This window comes from Enterococcus mundtii (assembly GCF_013394305.1).
Classification (GTDB): domain Bacteria; phylum Bacillota; class Bacilli; order Lactobacillales; family Enterococcaceae; genus Enterococcus_B; species Enterococcus_B pernyi.
In genome coordinates, this window is the sequence record NZ_AP019813.1 from 21,937 (window position 1) to 42,008 (window position 20,072).

General features: G+C 38.1%; 16 protein-coding genes and 1 pseudogene. 1 reads left to right on the plus strand and 16 read right to left on the minus strand.

What is annotated here, in order from left to right:
* Nucleotides 1-141: 141 nt before the first annotated feature.
* From HZ311_RS15530 to HZ311_RS15550, 5 genes and pseudogenes are all read right to left on the minus strand, one after another.
* A complete protein-coding gene (locus tag HZ311_RS15530) occupies nucleotides 142-2,478 on the minus strand; it encodes a WxL domain-containing protein (protein WP_178946912.1) in 2,337 nt (778 codons plus the stop codon).
* Between the two features lie 4 nt (nucleotides 2,479-2,482).
* Nucleotides 2,483-3,541: a DUF916 and DUF3324 domain-containing protein gene (locus HZ311_RS15535; protein WP_178946913.1), complete on the minus strand. Its 1,059-nt coding sequence runs from the start codon at nucleotides 3,539-3,541 to the stop codon at nucleotides 2,483-2,485.
* A 144-nt stretch (nucleotides 3,542-3,685) separates the two neighbouring features.
* Nucleotides 3,686-4,482: pseudogene (locus HZ311_RS15540) on the minus strand (WxL domain-containing protein).
* Nucleotides 4,483-4,486: 4 nt separating this feature from the next.
* Nucleotides 4,487-4,855 carry an LPXTG cell wall anchor domain-containing protein gene (locus tag HZ311_RS15545; RefSeq protein ID WP_023520679.1) on the minus strand — a complete coding sequence of 123 codons (369 nt, stop codon included), beginning with the start codon at nucleotides 4,853-4,855 and terminating at the stop codon, nucleotides 4,487-4,489.
* Between the two features lie 738 nt (nucleotides 4,856-5,593).
* A complete protein-coding gene (locus HZ311_RS15550) occupies nucleotides 5,594-6,928 on the minus strand; it encodes a hypothetical protein (protein ID WP_178946914.1) in 1,335 nt (444 codons plus the stop codon).
* A gap of 518 nt (nucleotides 6,929-7,446) precedes the next feature.
* On the opposite strand from HZ311_RS15550, the gene HZ311_RS15555 reads away from it, so the two are divergent.
* A complete protein-coding gene (locus tag HZ311_RS15555; protein WP_178946915.1) occupies nucleotides 7,447-8,082 on the plus strand; it encodes a recombinase family protein in 636 nt (211 codons plus the stop codon).
* Nucleotides 8,083-8,150: 68 nt separating this feature from the next.
* Here HZ311_RS15555 and HZ311_RS15560 read toward each other — a convergent pair whose 3' ends face one another.
* The 11 genes from HZ311_RS15560 to HZ311_RS15610 form a co-directional block, all read right to left on the minus strand.
* Nucleotides 8,151-8,501 carry a DUF7006 family protein gene (locus HZ311_RS15560; RefSeq protein WP_178946916.1) on the minus strand — a complete coding sequence of 117 codons (351 nt, stop codon included), beginning with the start codon at nucleotides 8,499-8,501 and terminating at the stop codon, nucleotides 8,151-8,153.
* A gap of 19 nt (nucleotides 8,502-8,520) precedes the next feature.
* Nucleotides 8,521-9,999 (minus strand): helix-turn-helix domain-containing protein, encoded by a 1,479-nt coding sequence (locus HZ311_RS15565; protein ID WP_178946917.1) that lies wholly within the window; start codon nucleotides 9,997-9,999, stop codon nucleotides 8,521-8,523.
* Nucleotides 10,000-10,048: 49 nt separating this feature from the next.
* A complete protein-coding gene (locus HZ311_RS15570) occupies nucleotides 10,049-11,332 on the minus strand; it encodes a helix-turn-helix domain-containing protein (protein WP_178946918.1) in 1,284 nt (427 codons plus the stop codon).
* A 62-nt stretch (nucleotides 11,333-11,394) separates the two neighbouring features.
* Nucleotides 11,395-14,835 carry a WxL domain-containing protein gene (locus HZ311_RS15575; protein ID WP_178946919.1) on the minus strand — a complete coding sequence of 1,147 codons (3,441 nt, stop codon included), beginning with the start codon at nucleotides 14,833-14,835 and terminating at the stop codon, nucleotides 11,395-11,397.
* Nucleotides 14,836-14,848: 13 nt separating this feature from the next.
* The gene (locus HZ311_RS15580) at nucleotides 14,849-15,889 is read right to left on the minus strand and encodes a DUF916 and DUF3324 domain-containing protein (protein ID WP_178946920.1); all 1,041 of its coding nucleotides are present in this window, start codon (nucleotides 15,887-15,889) and stop codon (nucleotides 14,849-14,851) included.
* A 91-nt stretch (nucleotides 15,890-15,980) separates the two neighbouring features.
* Nucleotides 15,981-16,787: a WxL domain-containing protein gene (locus tag HZ311_RS15585; protein ID WP_178946921.1), complete on the minus strand. Its 807-nt coding sequence runs from the start codon at nucleotides 16,785-16,787 to the stop codon at nucleotides 15,981-15,983.
* Between the two features lie 24 nt (nucleotides 16,788-16,811).
* Nucleotides 16,812-17,120, minus strand: coding sequence for an LPXTG cell wall anchor domain-containing protein (locus HZ311_RS15590; RefSeq protein ID WP_224434981.1), 309 nt, complete (start codon nucleotides 17,118-17,120; stop codon nucleotides 16,812-16,814).
* Between the two features lie 610 nt (nucleotides 17,121-17,730).
* A complete protein-coding gene (locus tag HZ311_RS15595; RefSeq protein ID WP_074802064.1) occupies nucleotides 17,731-18,027 on the minus strand; it encodes a type II toxin-antitoxin system RelE family toxin in 297 nt (98 codons plus the stop codon).
* Nucleotides 18,024-18,263: a type II toxin-antitoxin system RelB/DinJ family antitoxin gene (locus HZ311_RS15600; RefSeq protein WP_074802062.1), complete on the minus strand. Its 240-nt coding sequence runs from the start codon at nucleotides 18,261-18,263 to the stop codon at nucleotides 18,024-18,026. Before HZ311_RS15600 ends, HZ311_RS15595 begins: the two co-directional genes overlap by 4 nt.
* Nucleotides 18,264-18,343: 80 nt before the next feature.
* Nucleotides 18,344-18,556, minus strand: coding sequence for a hypothetical protein (locus HZ311_RS15605; RefSeq protein WP_248299604.1), 213 nt, complete (start codon nucleotides 18,554-18,556; stop codon nucleotides 18,344-18,346).
* A gap of 134 nt (nucleotides 18,557-18,690) precedes the next feature.
* On the minus strand, nucleotides 18,691-20,040 hold the full coding sequence (locus HZ311_RS15610; RefSeq protein WP_169059113.1) for a DNA cytosine methyltransferase: 1,350 nt from the start codon (nucleotides 20,038-20,040) through the stop codon (nucleotides 18,691-18,693).
* Between the last annotated feature and the right edge of the window lie 32 nt (nucleotides 20,041-20,072).

The following is a 20,072-nucleotide window of genomic DNA, read 5'->3' on the forward strand; positions in this document are numbered from 1 at the left end:
TTCATCTTACATTCTCCTTTCCCTTTGTCTTTATTTTTATGGATCTAGCTACAGTATTTAGATCATCATTCTGGATAGCAATTTTTTGATTTATCAAAGTTTGTAAATTTATAGTAAGAGGAGAGAAAATGGAATGCTTTTCTAATTGTCAGGCACACTACTTAATTCCCACGTCAACTTGGTCGAATAAGTAGTTGCTTCTGGATTCGCTCCTTTTGGTATATTGAGTGCCACACTTTCTTTTGCTGTTTCTGCATCACCAAACCGATAGATCCAAGTCCCCATACCTTCACTACCTTGTGCTTTGAGCAATCTTTGGCGATTTCCAGGTATTAGGGGATGACCGGATTGAAGTTCTGGAGTGGTTCCGCCTTGAGCAGTAACGACTTGTTGGTTTAACAGAGTTATACTAGCGCCATTCAATACTTGGTTTTCTTTCCCTTTAAATTGTTCTTGTTGCGTGACTGCTAATTCCCAACCATTGCGCTCAGATTCTGGGCGTCGGTCACTGATCTGGACATAGTTAGGGCGTTCTTCATTTTCATTGACGGTCCCATCTTCATTTAGCAAGCGCTGTGGTTGTGCATAATAGGTTTGGTCATGAACCGAAATAGATTGTGAACCAAAGTTAAAAGATGAAACAAAGTCAATACTCAATAGTCCTTGATCTCCAGGTAGATCTGGTTTATTTTCTGGGTTCACTTCAATTTCTGGATTTAATGGATCTACAGGATCTACTGTATTTTTCATGTATCGAAAAATGACGGCTTGCTCTACTTCAGTAAATCGACCAGAAGTATTATCCGAGATTTCTTGTAACGTATACCCTTCAATTGCTTTTTCTTCAATTTGAAATGGTTCACGTATCCCACCAGTAATGATTTCTGAAGCGATAATTTCTTGATCATTGATATCTCTGTAATGAACGGCTACGGATCCTTTTTTTTGCCACTGATAAGTACCTGGATTACTACCATCGTATTCCCGCCAAAAATTAGCTGAAGAAGAGGCAATATAGGCTTCAGGAATTGTATTGGCTTGATTCAAATAATAAACCCAGTTGCCAGTATAGCTATCTGAAGAAGTAATGGTAGGCATAGTAGGAGGACTAGCCAAATGGTCAAATCGGGAATTTGTTCCTAGACGAAGATCTGAAAGATTGGTCGTATTAGAAAACATACTGGTAGCTACAGAGACATTTGTAGTATTCCAATTCGAGATATTTAATGATTCTAGTCTACGATTACCAAAGAACATCCATCCCATATCGGTAACATTCGACGTATTCCAGCTTGAAACATCTATCACTGTTAGACTTTCGGTAGTCTGGAACATCGCTCTCATACTGGTAACATTTGACGTATCCCAATTAGAAACATTTAAGGTTTCTAGATTACGATTACTATTGAACATAAAAGCCATATCAGTAACTTTCGAGGTGTCCCAGTTTGAAAGATCTAACGTTTTTATGTTGTTCGTTCCACCAAACATATTATTCATATTAGTAACATTTGAGGTGTCAAATCTCCCAACATTATCAATACTTTCCAGATTTGGCAATGCCCAAAATAAAGCGGTTGAATTTGATGGTAATATCACTTGATCTTCTACGATAATTTGTTTGACCGAAGAGTAGGTTTTCCATGGTGCATCTCCTCTTGCGCCAGCTTCCCCACCATATAATGTGATTGTTTCAGTTCCTTCCTCATACGACCAAGGGACCGTTCCCCATAGATTCTGTTCAGGCTCATAAGTATAGACAACCGTTTGTTCTTCTACTCCAAAAGTCCCAGAGGCATTTTCGGGAATCTTACTCAATTGCCAACCACTAATGCTTAGCGCTTCGGTTGTATAAGTTTGATCAACTAAACCAGTCAGCACGCTAGGATCAGCTAATTGATTCCCTGCCTCATCTTCATGCTTTACAGTAACATTTCCACCTTGAACTGGTTCAAAGACTGCACGAATCACAGAGTTTCCTGCTTCCCTTTGGCTTACACTAAGATCTTCGCTATTTGGACTAAATATAAATATCGGACCTGAGGCGACTTCCCAGTGTAAAAATCGATAACCGGGATTGGGAAATGCTCTCATATTTCCCAGATTATCTCCTACCCGGAGCCATACCACATTCGATCCTGCCGAATCAGTTCGTCTTGGGTTGCCACCGGCTGGAGGGCTTGCAACTAATTCTAAACGATATTCAGTAGCACGATTACTTACCTCTTCACTTTCGTTTTTTTCTGATTCTTCTTGCTTTTCTGGATATTCCGAAGTCGCTGTTACTTCATGATTATCAGAAGAGCTTGAATAATCATGTGTATAGGTTAGTGGATCCGATAATTCTGCTTCTTTTGTTAGTTCCACAGGATTCTCGATCGCAAACACAGGCATACCCGTTTCAATCACTGGAGAAAAAAGCAAAGGAAAACAAAGAAGATAAGTGCTTGCCACGACCAGGGCTTTTTTAATTTTCATCGGGCTAGACCTCCTCGTCATTTTTAAGTCTTCGTTGTTTAATAAGTAGCCAAACAATAAGCAATAACAATAGAATAATCAGGCTAATCACTGCAACGATCCACCAATTAATACTTGTATCAATCGTGACATCTTTCTGATTTAATGCTCGGGCTTCATCCGCCTCGATCGTAAAGGTTCTTTCCCATTGCCATTCCTCTTCCCCAGAACGTGCCGTCATTTTCAACAAATATTCACCACTGCGAAAACGAGCGCCTTCTAAAGAAATCGGAAAATTGAAATTAGAATTTGGTGCCATTTGCATTTGTTCTTGACTTGCTTGGTATAAAATTTTTTCTTCCCCCACTTTTTGAACCGTAGCTTCAACTTCTAAGCGATTCACAAATGTCGGGGTGAAGTTTTGTAGATTCGCACTGATGACATTGCGATAGTTGAGTTGATCGGCAAAGACATCCAACAACTCTAAATCTGGTTTCACGGCGTCTTGATTGTTACTCACCACCACACCGATGATATACGCAAACTCATTTTGGATGGCGACACCTTCTCCATCGCTCGTTTCTTCCGTTGTGTCTTCTTTGACTTCTTCAATCCGTAACCCACCAGCTAAGAAGCCTTCGAATGCTTCTTTAGGCATCTTCAGATCGAGCGTCACCGTTTTCGTTTCGTTACCACCAAGCTCGATGATTTCGGGTTGTTCAATTAATTCATCCAGCGAATGCTTGAGCGTAGGATCGGCTTTTTCCGCGTCTTGTCCGTATTCCACGACCCCCATCACATTCGTATACGCAGTATGTGGCGTTATTTTGATTTTCTTTGCTTCTGCATTGGCGTTTTGTAGTTTCAATGTCAGTTTTTCTGTCGCATCCGGTGCAAGTGTCAACTGAAAATAGCGTTCGTTGCCTGACTGTTGATTGTCTGAGAACTCCGGTGTCACATAAAAATTCAAGGTTCCCTCTTCTGCCCCCACACGCATCGGTGCCACCAAACTGACCAACAACAGAAGCAGTATCATTCCTGTTTGTTGGATTATATTTTTTCGATATGTACTGACTTGTTTCATTCATTTACCCCTTCCTTTAAAGAAAGTAGCGCTACAAAATTGTAACGCTACATCTTTTGTTTCTATCAACTGAAACCGTTGGTTTCGTCAGGACTATACGCCAACATTTTACTCAGGTTGGTTTACATCTTCGTTATCGTCATTCTAAGGAGTAGAAGATAATTCCCAAGTCAGTGTGGATTTGTATTGTGTCGCATCTTTTGCTGTCGAACCAGGAATAAATAATCGGATGGCATTATTTGTAACTACATCAACCTTATCGTCCGCCTCTTGTGCATCTAAGTTTGCTTGATCCCCCAAACGACGGAAGAAACACCAGCACCTTTATCTTTTTCCGCAGTCATCACGGATACAGCAGACTCATTTGGTATTAATTTTAATTCAGCTGCATGAGCCACTGGTGCATTACCAGGCGTACTTCCTCCATACTGGATTCTTGGATTCAATAATGAAATCTGTGCACCACGCAAAGTATCATTGACTGTTTCAGTCGTTGCTTTGAAATCTGTCATACGTACTTGTAGATCCCAACCCGCATTCGTCCCACGGACATCTTGTACTTGTGCAAAACTGACATAAGGGACTTTATTTGCTTCACCAGTCGTACCGGTTTTTTGTTGTTTTTCTGCGATCATATTGTAAGTTTGATCCTGATTCGAGATCACTTGTGAACCGAAATTCATCGTGGCAACTTTCATAATCGATAAAGGTCCAGTTGTGCCTGGCACTTCAGGCTTGATCTCAACATCTGGTCCTTCTTCTGGTGGAACAACGACGAGGTCTTCCTCTTCATTTGGTGTAAATTCAATTGTTCCATCGGTTGTGACGTTACGTATTTCTTTTGATGTTTCCTCAATTGTGTCGTCTGCGAATGCTGTGAGTCCTCCGGCAAAAATGGTAGAGCTTAGCGCTGCAATAGTTGCTAATCTAACAAATTTCATCTATTTAAATCCTACTTTCTTTATTTGTTTTTTTCTTTTTGTGTCGCCAAAACCAAAAGCCAAGTATTGTGCTGACAAGCAATAGACCAGACGTTGACCATATGCGCTTCTGACTCTCGTTTGTTTTCGGTAATCTTCTGGATATTGAGTGATTGACCATTGAGGGGTGTTGAGCAATTTCTTTTGGTAAATCTTGCTTGATCGCACCTTCCGGTGCTGGTTCAGGTGTTCCAGGTATTTCATATAGCCCAGTAAAACCAATCGTACCTTCTGTTTCCACCGAACGTATTTCAGTTCCATGAACAACTAACGGTGCATACACATGAATAAGTAACATACCTATACTTAGTATGTATCTATTTTTACGTTCCATATTCGTCTCCCTCAGTATTCCCAAAAATCTTCGTTTTTAAGGAGACGACAAAAAAAGACATCCGATTGCATCAGATGTCTTGAAAAAGTGATTATATTAGGTTTTTAATTAAAAAATATAAATAACGTATTTACATTATTAAAAACGAAGGTTTTTGATAATTTTTAGTAAAAATGTACTAATATATAAGCATTTACTTTCTAAAAGGATAACATTTTATATTTTCAAAAAAAAACAATTTTTTCATATAAGAGCGAAAAATTTGTTTTCTTTTATTTTTTATCATCTCATTTAAATTCCATAAAATATTTATTTGTAGGTTCTATTGATAACAAATATTTGTTGATAAATATTAATCCTTCTAATTTCCTGATGATGTCTATCTACAGTAAATTCAATTGTACTCATACAATATCTTCCTGTAATTTACACACATTTACGCCTTATCCGTTCACTAATTCTTGATTGAATAACTAGATTTTAGACCAACTAAACTCTTTTCCGAATAGAAAAAGTCATTCTTATTGTTGAAAAAATCGATCGAAGTGATTATTTGGAAGGTGTTCTTGATCCAGATATTACTTCTCTTTAATTGGAGGATACAAATCAACGGGCAAAAAAATAGTCGAAGCTTTCTTTACTGGACTTTCTAGAGACATAAAAAAATTTTAGTAGATTTTTGATCTTTCAATCAAATACAACAAATTTAAAGCAGACTTATTTCAACCTCTTGATACATTAGTCTCGTACATTATGATTTTTTACCGAAGAATTTCTCACTGATCCTCTGGAGACGTTTGGCTCTATAAACATTGACATAGTTAAAGCTTTCTCTTTGATGTTATTAAAATTCCTATTTATTTTTTCTTTATCTTTTTCTAAGTTTTTTCTAATATCATTGACGTTTGATCGTATTACCGTTATTTCTTCCTTAGTCAATTGATTGGCTCGAACTTTCGTTCCTTCTAATTTTATAAACTTTTTAAATCTACTAAGAAGATTCTTTTTTTTATTATTATAAAATGATGCTTCAATATTATAAGAAGCTACTCTTTTAAATTCTGGAATGCTATTAGTAAAATGTTTATTTAATATTTTACCATTTTCTATCTTTCTCATAACTTTAATGTCTTCTGGATACTTGTTTCTATCATCTTTTAAATAACAATACATTTTATATTGCTCTCTTAAATAATTACTGATATCAGTTCCATACCCCATTTTTTCTAACCGGAAACACGCAACTTCTGTAAGAATACCGTTTAAAGAATCTGTTCTACCTTGTTTATCAGTGGAAAAGATTAACTGCCCTGGAGAACTTTTTTCTGAGAGTACGCTTTTCAATGAAGCTACCACCTCTTTCATTAAACAGTTTCCTTGTATATATTGACTTGATGTAACATTGCGTCCATAATACTCGCTATTTGCTATTTTACTAAGAAAGTGTAACGGTTGATATTTTATATCAGAAGGTTCAAATCCTCTATCTGTAAATCCACTTGCAATAGCTTTAGCCATTGAATTAATTCCATCAGGAGTATTATCTATTTTATAGAAATAATTGCTTACAATATAATTTTTTCCATAATTATTGAAATTCTCATTTGATTTTTCAAAACGTTCAGGAGGAGAAGCACCAGCTTTGTCAAATATTTCCACTTGAATTTCTTCACCAACTTTTTTTATAATGCACGATACTTCATGCGCTCCAGTTTTGGTTTTAAACCCAGTTGGCACTACTAAGAAACTATCATCATTATGATTGATAAGTTGGTCAGTATAATGAGATAAAAGAGTCGCATTTTGGGAAGCATAGTAGCTTCGATCTAAAGAAGACTTTATTAAATCAATATTACGATGTTGAAGTTCTTCTGGATAAGATTCAATAGCTTGTTTTACGAGCGAAAATATTTCTTTTTGAACATCTAATTTATCTAACGTATTTCCTTTAAAATTAAAATTTTGAAGGAATAATTCACATATATCTTTACCATACCTTTTACTCTTCATATACTCAGTTCTTTTTTTATCGATTTCTGCGATTAATTTTTTTTCTTCTTTATTACTAATCATTTGTTTCCCCCTTACAAATCTTTTTAAGTATGGAAAGTTTAAACTAGTACTTCAATAACTTATCTAAGATCAATACAACGATTTTAACTATAGATGTACAGAAAATTTTTTGATTTATAAATGGAATAATACATTATTGCTTTTTTTCTAAATTGAGCATGTTTTCTACATCAGCTTAATTACCAATATATGTAAACTATCTATCTGTTCTCATTAAACTAAGTTACTTGGTCGTTAACTTAAACATTAATTAAAATAATCAGCTGATCGGTGATTTTTTTGTTTAATGCGCTGAGACACCACTTGCTATACGCTGTTCTTTCAATAAAGTATAGTATATCTAACATAGAAAAATATAATCCTTCTTTTTCATAGACACATGAAAAATTTTTCATTAGTGTAGATATACGAAACATTAGGATGTACCCTAAATAGACACTAGCCAATCATTGAAAAATCTCGATTTCTAATGTATGATTAGGGTGTATTTTAAATAATTCGAGAAAGTAGGTAAAAAATTGAAAGTTGCATATATTAGAGTCTCTTCTCTTGATCAAAATGAACAACGTCAAATTGAAGAAATGAAACAATTCGGAGCGGAAAAAATTTTTATTGAAAAACAATCTGGAGCCACAATTTCAGAACGGCCAATTTTTCAAAAGGCTTTAGATTTTGTACGTGAACAAGATACTTTTATTGTAGAAGCAATTGATCGATTAGGGAGAGATTATGATGAAATTATTGCTTCAGTTAATTACCTAAAAAATAATAACATCCGACTTATCATTACTAGTCTACCTATCATGGCGCAAGCAATTGGAGATCCACTCCTGGATAAATTCATTAAAGACTTAATCATTCAAATATTGGCCATGATTGCCGAACAGGAACGTAAAGAATCCAAACGACGCCAGGCACAAGGAATTAAGATTGCAAAAGCGAATGGTGTTTACAAAGGACGTCCTAAGTTATATAGCGCAGATACAAAAGATCCCCAACGTCGCCTTGTTTATAAAAGCATCGTTGAGGATCTTGAGAATGGCGTTGCTATTTCTAAGATTGCAAAAGACTACAATATTACTAGACAAACAGTTTATAGAATTAAAAATGAAATAAATAATAAGAATACCTATATAAAGACAAATAATCATTAACCATTATAAAAACTCTTACTAAAGTAAGAGCCTACACATTTAAGTTATTCCCATCAGCCATCAATCCATCATACCACATTGAAAATCATGGAATGTTTCGGGTCCATACTGCGTTTGTACCCACATAGTTCTTTGAAGTAGATGAGATAGTCACTTTCGACGATTCGAAGGATTTCCACATCTGAACAGTGATCAAAGTCGATCAGATCTGCTACTAGACTCATCTTGGCATCGATTCCTAAGATCTCCGGCAATAGTTCCCAAAAATTCTCCTGACAGATCTGACTTACTAAGGTCTCCAATCGTTGGATCTGGGTGTTTAAATAGACCTTTAGGTCTTCACTTGCTCGTTTTTCTGCCTCTTCAAAGGTACTTTGAAAGCCCTCCAAATACGCTTCTTTTGTAAAAAATGTAGGCATTGTTTTTTCCTTCCTTCTTTTAAAATGTTTCATGATCGATCAGTGGATTCAACTGATGCTTGACTCTTGCCCAATCTTGCGCCGTAGGGATACTGCCCATAAGAACGCAATCCGTGTCAAGAGCGTAATCCAAAAGGTACGGTCGATAGTTCGTTACAATCAAATCAACGTGTGCATCATTTAAATGTTCCGGCGTCAATTCCTGAAGCGGCATAAACAACAGCTTATGATATTCCCCTAATAGTACACGTGCCTGCATTCGGATTGATTGAACCATTAAATAGTCACCTTCTAATAAAAATAAAATTTTTTTGATCGGTTGGTAATAGTGGAACAATAAGTTCATATATGCCGTAAAACTCACCACGATATCTTCAAAATATTGGGCAGAAAAACTGAGTACTCGGACATGTTTTAAGAGAAATTGTTTATGGGCCTCATAAATCTGTTTATCGCATTTCTTCACCATCCAATGGATTTCTTCTAGCTCTTTGTTCAACACCGGACTCACTGCTTCATTCATCAAACGCGAAATGAAAAAAGAGGTTATAAACTGTCCTAAAGTATCCGTATCCCATTGTTCAAAGAAAGGGTCAGAAAGGTAATCTGACACGATGAACTGAAGATCTTTCCAATGGCTGAATCGTTGGTTAAAAGTTTGTTCTTGGTCCACACGATGGATCGTCCGTTTGGAAATAATCGATAAATGGATCCAAGCGAATTCTTCTTTTGGTAGATAAATCTCATATTCCTGTTTGATCCTTTCTTGTAAAGAAAAAAGCAACTGAAAATCTTTTTCTTGATAAATGCTTACTTTTACCCATTCAGGTAAGGACACAAGATGATTTTGATGGACTCGGACCATTGCGATATAAAGCTGGTAATAAAAGGCTGAAATCGTTATTCCTGTACCCAATTCATACTTTCCCAATTTGCCAGACAGTTCGTTCAAGACCAACGTATGTAAGTCTTCTGGCGGACGGATTGTATACGGAGTTTGTTCACTGCTATAATAAAAATCAAAAAAGAACTTTCGGATATTGACTTCTTCCCCTAAAAAATTGACTGGGTTAAAAGCCAACGTTAACTCATACTCAGCTAATACCGGTCGGATTCTTAATAAAAACCTTCGTAAAGTACTCTCTGCATAACTGTGCTGGTGAGCCAAGTCAGCCACTGTAAAATCTTTTCCCCAAAAAACATTTCCCACGATTTCAAATAACACTTCGTTTTCCAACAGTTGTTCTTTTTTCTCTTGGTAGTCCCTACGATTTCGTTCTTCAAAATAATACCCACTATAATTCGAACGTAATTCGATGCTTGTGCCAAAATGGTTTTTGAATGCTTGAATATCTTTTATCAAGGTACGTTGTGAAATAGCCAGTCGTTCACTCAGCTCTCCAATCGTAAAACGCCGTTCTTGTTCCATCACACTTAACACCTGCATCCATCGCTTGACCTCTGCGCTTGTAATAAACGCCATCTGAAACTCACGCAATTTTTTTCCCCCTCACTTTTTCAAATATTTCCCTCTCATGCTCGTTCACTCATCTTGACTCAGAAAATGCAGAGAGCACTTCATCGATTTTCTCCTTGCTAGGTACATAGGAAAGTTCAATCGTTTCACGAGCGTTTCTAGCTTGTGGTTGATTCACGATTTGTACATGACGTACTAGTCCCAGTGGATTCATTTGTGCAGCTTCCACCACCTGTAGGCCAGATTTTTTTAAAATCGTTTCAACTTCCTGTTTGATCCATCGTGTCAAAGCACGTGGTCCTACTAGCTGATAGGAAACATAAATCGTCTGGCTATATTTTTTCTTCTCAGCTAAAAAACGTTTCATGAGTACTTCTAAAGGAGACGGTTTATCACTGTTTGCATACGGAACTTGTTCTGGTGCTTCAAGTGTAGGTAGCTGGAAAAAGGCCTCCATTAAAAAAAGGAGTGTTTCGAAAAAACCATAAGTCAGACCTTCGGTCTCATGCATCGGTAACTCATACTCACTCGCAGGTGAAAATGTGCGGGTAAATGCCTGTTGTGTCAAAGGGTTCAAAAATTGACTCTCATCTAACGAGAGAAGAAACAACGCAGCTTTTTCTGGTCCTGGCAGAAACACACTCACCTGTTGATCCAAAGCCTGGATTAGAGTTGTTTGGGCTTGTTTATGTGCCACTTGTTCTTGTAAGCAATGTCCTTGGTCGACTCGTTGCTTAGCTAGTTTCAGCCATTGATTAAACAAGGTTTGATCTAGGTGCCAAGGTCCGTCTTGAATCGCCACTTTCTCCTGATGTAGGTCCTGAATATGTTCTGAAAGAAACCTAGGATACAATGGTAAGGTGAAATAAAAATCATAAAGGAATTGGCGAATCCCCGCTTCTTCGCCCCATAATTGATTGGTTTTAGATTCAATTTTTATCCCATAGTAGGTCGTTAATAACGTTTGAAGCTGCCGTTTCATCCGTTGGAAGCTTGCACTCGACACATCAAGATACGCCATCCACTGTTGATTGTCTAAACACTTTCCCGCAGCCAACTGATCCACAAAGAGAAAAAGTTTCTCTTCATTTAGTAACGCTTGTTTCTTCTCATAATACTCTTTAGGGTTCAGAAAGGAAAAGTGATAGCCCTTCTCATCGCCGATCAAATGGATCCGCTCACCAAAATAGTCCTTGATCGCCTTTATATCCTCAATAATCGTCCGTCGCCCAAACCCAGTCTGTTTAGCTAAGGTTTGTGCGGTAACATGTTCCTCTTCTTCTAACGTCGCCAATAAGAGCAGCCAACGTTTAGTCTTATCTGCCATGACTAAATGATCAAATAAAATGTGCATATTTTTTTCTGTCCTTTCTATGAAGAAAAAGAAAAGAGCCGCAGCCCTTTTCTTTCTTGTGACTAATTATCGGGAACTACACTTAGTTCCCAGGTGAGTGTTGTTTCATAGGTGCTTGCTCTTGGATTCGCGGTTGGAGGGACTTCAAGTGCCACGCTTTCGCTTGCACTTTCACCGTCACCAAACCGATAGATCCAGGTACCTGCTCCTTGGCCATCGAGCGCGGTCAGAAGTTTAGTCTTTTCTCCTGGAATAAAGGTAACACCGTCTTGATTATACAACATTGGTTCGTCGCTTCCATGAACAGACTCCAATTGTTGGTTAGTTAAAGACAAACGCGCCCCTCTTAGTTCATTTTCCTGTAGATCCGTAAATTGATTGTTTTGCGTAACTGCTAATTGCCAGCCGTGACGTTCCTCTTCTGGCCGTCGATCACTGATCTGGATATAGTTTGGTCGCTCTTCAGCCTCATTGACGGTTCCATCCGGATTTAACAAGCGTTGCGGTTGCGCATAATACCGCTTCGTTCGCGTAGAGATTGCTTGTGAGCCAAAATTGAAGGCCGAAATAAAGTCAATACTTAGTTGCCCTTGATCTTCTGGCAATTCTGGTTTATTTTCAGGATCCACTTCTAATTCTGGATCCAAAGGGTCTACCGGTGAGAAAGGCCCTACATCCTCAATGATTAATGTCGTAGCCGGTTCAAAAGTTACATCGTGAAATGTTAAGTCAGCGGCTGGGTTGATATTTCCACGCGCGTTATTCGTCTCTGGCGGATTGATCACACCTGCGGCTTCTGCCGAGCCTTCCGCATCTCTTAGAAAGACCTGAATCTCATCGTCTTCTTTTAAAGTTAAGTCAGATAAATCCAGGATAAAGTTACCCTCGTTGTCTACCGTTACATCAGAAGTGTCAAAGATTTGTCCATTATGAGTTGCGGTTATTTCAACCTCTTTGTTTTCAACATATCCCTGAACATGTGTTGCTGTTTTTCCGATGGTATTCACAGGGAACTCCGCTGGTTTTGGTGGGATAATTGGAAAGACGACAACACTATCTATTTTGATATCGTCCGGCAAACTAGGAACTCCAACTTCACCAACACCGCGAAAAGCAGATAGAACGCTAATCCGATCTCCCTCATTTAAAAGTTCCGGTAATTTTACTTCAAATATTCCCTCTCTATCTGCTTCACCATAGATACTATCTACTTTAGTAACTGCTCTATGTGTTTCTTTTTCTCCAGTAAGTCGTTCAATTTCTATCTCTAGTTCTACCTCGCCTTCAAACGCTGATCTATAGTCACTCCCTTCCGGAATACTTACATGACCAAAAATAGACTTATCTGCATTGGTAGGAACTCTTAATTCATCTACAACAGCACGTGCGTTATTTGCACTAATTCTACTATATGCAGTCATTCCAGCCGGTCCAAAAGTACTTGTATTAAATGATTCCGGATCGCTAGTCTGTCTAATAGTATTAAAGTTGCTTCCCGTTAATTCAAAATCAATCATATTCCAATACTTTTCTGCTTCAAGATCAAAATTAGAACCATTAGTCCATGCTGCAAAATTAGAATTTTTCAAATCAAATATAGAGGATGCCGATACACTATATATATTGCCTCCGTTTGGACGTGTATTTTTAAAATCAAAAAAAAGTGGATTATCAATAGTTATATTACTAATTGAACCATTAAATATTGCACCTGATTCAGTGCTCGATCTTCCAATTGCTGTAAAACTAGTTCCTTCCCTAACATTGATTTCCATCGAACTGTTTCCACCAATAGCAGGTCCAAAATCAGAGACAATATTTACTTCTGTTCCCACGCCACTCAAATCAAAAACTCCACCATCATTAGCAAATTCTATACCTTGATTCGCCGAATTATTAGGTGATCCGTTTCCACCATTGTACATTTGTAATTTACTATTTCCTTTTACAAAGAATTGACCATCCGCACGAAATCTTACTGCCGGAGCAGCTCCTTCTTCAGCCTCAATAATAACAGTACTATTATTATCTATATCAAATCGAGAACCTCGGCTTGCAGCCCCATAAAATCTAACTGTTGCATCATTTCCATCAAGACGAGAAGAGTAAAGTTCCATTTTAGAGCCATTGTCTACCAAAATTCTTGAATTCGTAGCAGTATCATAAAGAAGCGCACTAGTTTGAGGGGCTTCTATTTTCAAAGATGCTCCATTGTTAACCTCAATAAGCGATTCATTTGAATCAAATCTAATAACCCCTCCGTTTCTACCCGAGCTTGTTGAAGTTGTATTAATAGAAACTGTAGTGTCTTCATCCGTAATTTGAACTACCGGTAATACGCCTGAAATTTGTGCTAACTTTGCTTGCAGGTCAATACTTACTTTACTTCCATTTCGAGCAAAAAATTTATTGACTCGGAAGACAGCATCATCACGCCCATTCATAGTCGACCTATAAGTATTTTCGCCACCTATATATCCTGACTTTGCATTCGGTGCATTAACTAAACCAGATACATTCCCACTTCCCGTATGAACATTTTCAAAATTTAATGTCCATCTTTGACTGTTGGCTGCTGTACCTGTAAAAATTGCTGTAGTTCCCGGTTTTGTTATTGTTATATTTTTTAAAGTAATTGTCGTCTCTACGCTCACTGCTCCAAGTGTGAATCCAGCAGTATTATTGGCAAAATTTATCGACCATCCTTGTCCGTCAATTTCTATATTTCTGTTGATCGTACCTGCCGCTCCAGCGTTTCTGACTATGTCGTTTTCCAAAATAATTTTTTGTACATCATCGTTACTTATGGCTTTTTGAAATTCTTCCCATGTTGAAACACTTACGAAAGGCTCTTTCTCCTTTGTTTGTTGATCCTGCGGAGCTTCTTCCACAGGCGCTTCTTTTTCTTCTGATTGTTCAGTCATATTCGTCTCTTGATTGTATGCTTCATTTGATTCAACAGTTGAATCCTGATTCATTTCTGATTGATCTTCAGTCTCCGTTTCTTTCTTTTCCGATATTTCAAGTGTCGCAGTTACGTCTTCGACGGACACATCATAATTACCTTCAGATTTAAATACCACTGGAAGCACAAACGTTTGTTGTGCACGCTCCGCTTGAATCACCCATTCATCTGATTCTTCTTCTTGGTTGATGACGGTAACTCCAGCTTGTAACTGGTCTTTTACCAGCTGTGCTTCCTTTGGAAGGGTAATCCTTGCCTCTGACACCTCTTGATCTGAAACAAATGTCACCTTCAATGACTCTTCAACCGTTCCTTGAAGGCGAGAGCGAGGAAAGGAAAAGCGAGGATTGCCTTCTTCTTCCACTTCTAGATAGTTTTTTATGGATGGAAGTTCCAATTGTTCTTCTTCCTGTACTTGCCCCCCTACCTTTTTATCCGTGGTTTCCGCATAGACGATCCCTACTGGCAGGAGGAATGCATGCAGAACAATAATCATCGTCCCTAAAATGAGCAATCCTTTTTTCATTAGCTTTCTCATGAAATCCTCCTCTCTATACTTCTTTTTCGCTTTCACGTGCTCTTTTCTTTTGCCACATCAGGTAAAGCACAAGTCCAAGCATTAAAATAAGCAAAATAGTCGCACCGATCATCCACCAATTGACACCAGAATCAATCATTACGTCTTCTCGATTTAACTTGCGGGCTTCATCGGCTTCAATCGTAAATTCACGCGTCCATGACCATTCATTCTCTCCCGATGTAGCTGTTAATTCTAGGACATAGTTCCCACTTCGAAAACGGTCGCCTTCTAAAGAAATCGGGAAGTTGAAATTAGAATTTGGGGCCATCTGCATCATTTCTTTCTCCGCCTTGTAGAGAACCTCATTCTCCCCTACTCGTTTTACGGTCGCTTCCACCGCCAATTGATTGACAAAAGTGGGCGTAAAGTTTTGTAACGTGGCGCTGATCACATTGCGGTAGTTCAATTGATCTGCAAACACATCTAATAGTTCCAACTCCGGTTGCACCGAGTCTCGAGTATTACTAACGACCACACCAACCACATGGGCAAACTCATTCTTGATAGCTACGCCTTCTCCTCCTGGGGCATCGCTATCTTCCTCTTCTTTTACTTCGGTGATCCTTAAACCGCCGGCTAAATACCCTTCAAAGGCGTCTTTAGGCATTTGCAGAGGAATTTCTATAACCTTTGTTTCATTTCCAGCTAAAGCAATGACCTCCGAAGGAGTCATCAGCTCATCCAAGGAGTGGATTAAGGATGGATCCGCTTCTTCAACATCTTTGCCATACTCGACATTCCCCAAAGTATTAGTATAAGCTGTATGCGGTGTCACCTGAACGTTGATTGGTTCTGAACTGGAATTTCCGACTTCTAGTCGCAAAGTCTCTTTTTGTCCAGGAGGGAGTAATAACTCATAGTATCCTTTACTTTCATCCACTTGGCTCTCTGGAAAAAGAGGGGTAACATACGTATTTAAACTCGCTTCTTCGGCCTGGACCGCCCGTGGCAAGAAAAAGAAGAGCGCTATAAGCAACCATAGACTTTTTTGTATCGTTTGTTTGTGTATCATTTGTCATAATCCTTTCTAAAAAAGCAGCGTCACAGAATTCTGTAACGCTGCCAGTGACTAATGGAACATGGAAATAGGAATGGTTTACTTCTTAAACCGCATCAGGTTCCTCATTATCTGGTGTTAGTTCTAATTCCCATGTCAATGTAGAGGTATACGTTACTGCATCTTTGGCAGTCGAGCCAGGAACAAACAATTGGATCGCCTTATTTTCGACGACATCTACCCCATCTTCCACTTGTTTTGCAAGCGCATCATGATCTCCCCAAACAACGGAAGAAGTTCCGCCACCCTTTTGGTTAGCAGCCGTCATGACCGGCACGGCCTCTTCACTTGGAATCAACTCTAAACCACTTGCGTGAATCGTCGGTTCCTGATTTGCATCATCGACACTGTAACGAAGGGAAGGATCGAATAACGTGATTTTGGCGCCTTTTAACACACTATTTAGGGTATCTGTTTTTGCTTGAAATTCACTTAAACTCACGCTCAGTTCCCATCCTTCATTGGTACCACGGGTGTCTTGAACTTGTGCCATACTGACATAAGGAATCATATTTTCCTCGCCTGTTGTCCCGGCTTTCTGTTGCATTTCCGCAATCATGTTGTAATGTTCATCAGCAGTTGAGATCACTTTCGTTCCAAAGTTCATTGTTGGAACTGTTGCAATCGTTAGTGGTCCTGTACCAGGAATTGGTGGGATCGTCACATCTGGACCTTCAGGATCAGGTTCTACTACTGTGTCTTCAATATTTGGAGTGAAGGTGACCTGACCGGTCGTTGTTGTTTTACGTACTTCTTTTGACTCTGGGTTTTCCTCTTCAGCGAAAGCCTGTACACCTCCTGCGAAAATCGTGGTTGATAATGCGGCTACAGTTGCTAAACGAATAAATTTCATACTTAAATTCCTGCTTTCTTTTAATTAATTTTCTTGTGTTGCTTTTCTTTTTTTATTCCCTACGACTAATAAAACACCTGCCACTAAGAAACTTCCAATCCATAGCCCAAGTGAGCTACCGGTCATATTGGTTTTTGGCAAAGTTCCTCCTGGCTTTTGTGGGCTGGTGCTGGGAGGTGGATCTGGTGGACCGATTGGTTCATAAGTTCCTGTAAACCCAATAGATCCTTCTGACTCGACGGATTGGACCTGTGTACCATACACCTGCAGGGGAAATTGTATCGCTATTATTAGGGACATTAGACCAATCATAAGACCAATAGTTTTTCGCATCTTCCCTCCTCCTTTAACATCTATCTCAAAAACTATCGTTTTTGGGTGTACAGCAAAATAGACATCTGAACTTGTCAGATGTCTAAAGTAATGTTGTTAAATTGGTGTTTCGATGACTTAGCATACATAAGTATTCGTTATTCTAAAAAACGATGGTTTCTAATACGTTTTAGTGAATAAACAAGGCTTAACCTTCAGCCTTCCTTATACTCATTATCTTATAATAATTTATACAAGATTAAAAATCACAATTTTCACCTCGTCATGCATATCTAGAAAACAACAAAAAAAACAAATGAAATCATGGATTCATCAGAATGAATGGGAGAAAATAATTAGTGCTCAAAAAAAAATAAAAGGTAAGGATCAAAAATATTTAAGTTTTTTGATCCTTATCTTTTATTTTTCTTGCTCAACTTCGATGTCATTTTCTAATTTAAGTGTTTAAAAGCGAAATAGAAAGTCCAACAGGGTATACTCTGTTGGACTTTAGGTAAATTTCTTACTAAGCCTAATTAAGTAAATAGCTGAAAGAACTATAAAATAAGTAAAAAAGGATCAAAAACTTAAACGTTTCTGACCCCCTTTGTAAATTAATGATAGTTTATTTCTATCTACCTAATCTTTTTTCTGCTTCCCTGTAGACTTCTTTTTCGTTCCGTTTGCCGATCACTACAATTTCAATTATTTCAATTCCTAAGTCAGACTGTTTGAATATCACTCGCAAACCTAATTTTTTATGTTTCATTTTTTTACAATCTGCCAGTTTTCCTCTAAGAGGTTGCCCAGTGTCTAATCCAAATTCCTCAATTTTTTTTAAAGACTTCCTTATTTGCAATTTTTGACTATTGTCTAGTTTTTCATAATCTTTTTTTGAAGCAGAAGTGTATTTTATTTTGTAACTCATTCCCACTCGTCCTCAATGCTATCTAAGTCTTCTCTCCAATTCTTTCCCATAACCTCTTCGGCAGAGAAATATTTTGGAGCAGAGATTTCAAAAGGAATTTTTTGCTTACTAACTATTTGTTTGAAATAGATATTAATGGCGGTTGTAAAATCAAGTCCTAAAGCTTCTAATGTTTCTGCTGTATTCTTCTTCAATTCAGAATCCAAATTAACGTTCAATCTTTCTTTTGTTGACATCTAACCCCTCCTCTTTATACACCTATTATACTCATTTAAGGTGTATAAGTCAAGAGTTTGATATCTCGATTTATGATTTATTATCGTTTAAAGTTACTCATACGTAACTGTGTAGAAAATGGTTCTGCGCCAAACAAAACGATCGCACTATTCTTTTTGACTACACGCAAGTATTGTGACCACAATTCTTCCCAGGGCAAAATAGTATCCCAGGAACAAGCAGTAGTTCCATATGGCAAGTCGCAAATGATCGTATCGATCGATCCGGAATTTTTTTCATTCCTTCTAAGCAATCTTCAAAGTAAATCGTATCTTTTTGAATCATAGGTTTCTCCTCTATGATTCAGGCCTGAATCTAATGGTTTAGTCAAGTCTTGATACGTTTACTATACAGGGTAGCTGTTCCCTGTTGAGTCTGCTTAAACGACTATGAAAGGTGGAAATGCTTCGCAATAAAGTAGATCACATCTACTGTCACACTATTTCCTGCTTGTTTATATAGTTGGCTGTCAGAAACCTTCTGCTCAAAGGGAGAGTTATAATGATCCATACGTTCAACCAAAATTCTTTGTGCAACTTGTTTACTGCCGAATTTGGCTGCTAGAAATGCCCAATCTGGAAACGATTGAAGCCTCCAGCACTCTAAAGGTGTTAATTTACGAACCTGAAAATCTCTCTGTGCTAAATTATTTGGATCCTCATCCGCATTATTGCGTATTTCATTCACAACAATTTTCGGCTGTTGCCCACCTCCTTGCATGGTATTTAACGTTGGACAAATCCCTTCAGGAGAATAGACACTGACCGCTGATCGATAACGTCCATCAATCTTTCCTTCTACTATGATTCCGTGGCGATCTTGTGCGGTAAGTGTGAACATTTCTTCTCCATTATTTTTTATTCTTCGACCATTCTGTCGAACTTCATCTTTATCTGGAGATATTATAGGAATCGCTATCTTATTTCCTTCTCCTTTGTTTGTCGTAAGAGTTGGAGCGATCCCCTCTATACTACTAACCTGACCATTCATACCATCCCCACTAGGATTTACATTTCCGACTACAATTTGTTTTGGCATTTTATAATCAGTAGCCGTTAAAGTTCCCATTAATCCGTTAGTATAATAGGTTCGTTCTCGAAAATTTGTATTTAAGTTATTGCGTTTATTTGTCGTCCCAGCTATATTGATTTTTGCTGATTTTTGATCAACTGATTTTTCTTCTCCTGTGAGAGGTAAAAACTTTCTGGCACCTGACTCTCTAAAATGTCCGACAATAAAGACACGTTCTCGGTTTTGCGGGACAAAATCCTTGCTGTTAAGCACTTGCCATGCCACGTCATACCCCAGTTCATCCAGTGTTCTGAGTATTGTTTCAAACGTAGCTCCGCCATTGTGGTTGAGCAATCCTTTGACATTTTCAAGGAATAAAATGCTAGGTCGCAAAATATGTGCGAAGCGTGCAATCTCAAAAAAGAGAGTTCCTCTAGTATCTGCGAAACCTCGTCTTTTTCCTGCAGAACTGAAAGCCTGGCAAGGAAATCCTCCTGTGATAATGTCCACACGTCCGAATCCTCGAATAGTGTCGTCTGAGATCCTCGTAATATCATGCATTTCCACCTCATTTTCAGTATTAAAGATCGCTTTATAACTCTGTCTAGCATATTTATCAATTTCACAAAAGCCGACACATTTATGTCCTGCTTTTTCCATTCCCATCCGAAAACCGCCTACACCCGCAAATAAATCAATAAAAGTTAGTTGTTTCGATTGTTTCATTCAATATTCTTTCCCACAGCTGTGTTCTTGTA

What these genes read in the sequence shown, in the direction of transcription:
- HZ311_RS15530 (WP_178946912.1), bottom strand. Translation starts at nt 2,478, where the DNA reads ATGAAAATTAAAAAAGCCCTGGTCGTGGCAAGCACTTATCTTCTTTGT.
- HZ311_RS15535 (WP_178946913.1), bottom strand. Translation starts at nt 3,541, where the DNA reads ATGAAACAAGTCAGTACATATCGAAAAAATATAATCCAACAAACAGGA.
- HZ311_RS15545 (WP_023520679.1), bottom strand. Translation starts at nt 4,855, where the DNA reads ATGGAACGTAAAAATAGATACATACTAAGTATAGGTATGTTACTTATT.
- HZ311_RS15550 (WP_178946914.1), bottom strand. Translation starts at nt 6,928, where the DNA reads ATGATTAGTAATAAAGAAGAAAAAAAATTAATCGCAGAAATCGATAAA.
- HZ311_RS15560 (WP_178946916.1), bottom strand. Translation starts at nt 8,501, where the DNA reads ATGCCTACATTTTTTACAAAAGAAGCGTATTTGGAGGGCTTTCAAAGT.
- HZ311_RS15570 (WP_178946918.1), bottom strand. Translation starts at nt 11,332, where the DNA reads ATGCACATTTTATTTGATCATTTAGTCATGGCAGATAAGACTAAACGT.
- HZ311_RS15575 (WP_178946919.1), bottom strand. Translation starts at nt 14,835, where the DNA reads ATGAGAAAGCTAATGAAAAAAGGATTGCTCATTTTAGGGACGATGATT.
- HZ311_RS15580 (WP_178946920.1), bottom strand. Translation starts at nt 15,889, where the DNA reads ATGATACACAAACAAACGATACAAAAAAGTCTATGGTTGCTTATAGCG.
- HZ311_RS15585 (WP_178946921.1), bottom strand. Translation starts at nt 16,787, where the DNA reads ATGAAATTTATTCGTTTAGCAACTGTAGCCGCATTATCAACCACGATT.
- HZ311_RS15590 (WP_224434981.1), bottom strand. Translation starts at nt 17,120, where the DNA reads ATGCGAAAAACTATTGGTCTTATGATTGGTCTAATGTCCCTAATAATA.
- HZ311_RS15595 (WP_074802064.1), bottom strand. Translation starts at nt 18,027, where the DNA reads ATGAGTTACAAAATAAAATACACTTCTGCTTCAAAAAAAGATTATGAA.
- HZ311_RS15600 (WP_074802062.1), bottom strand. Translation starts at nt 18,263, where the DNA reads ATGTCAACAAAAGAAAGATTGAACGTTAATTTGGATTCTGAATTGAAG.
- HZ311_RS15610 (WP_169059113.1), bottom strand. Translation starts at nt 20,040, where the DNA reads ATGAAACAATCGAAACAACTAACTTTTATTGATTTATTTGCGGGTGTA.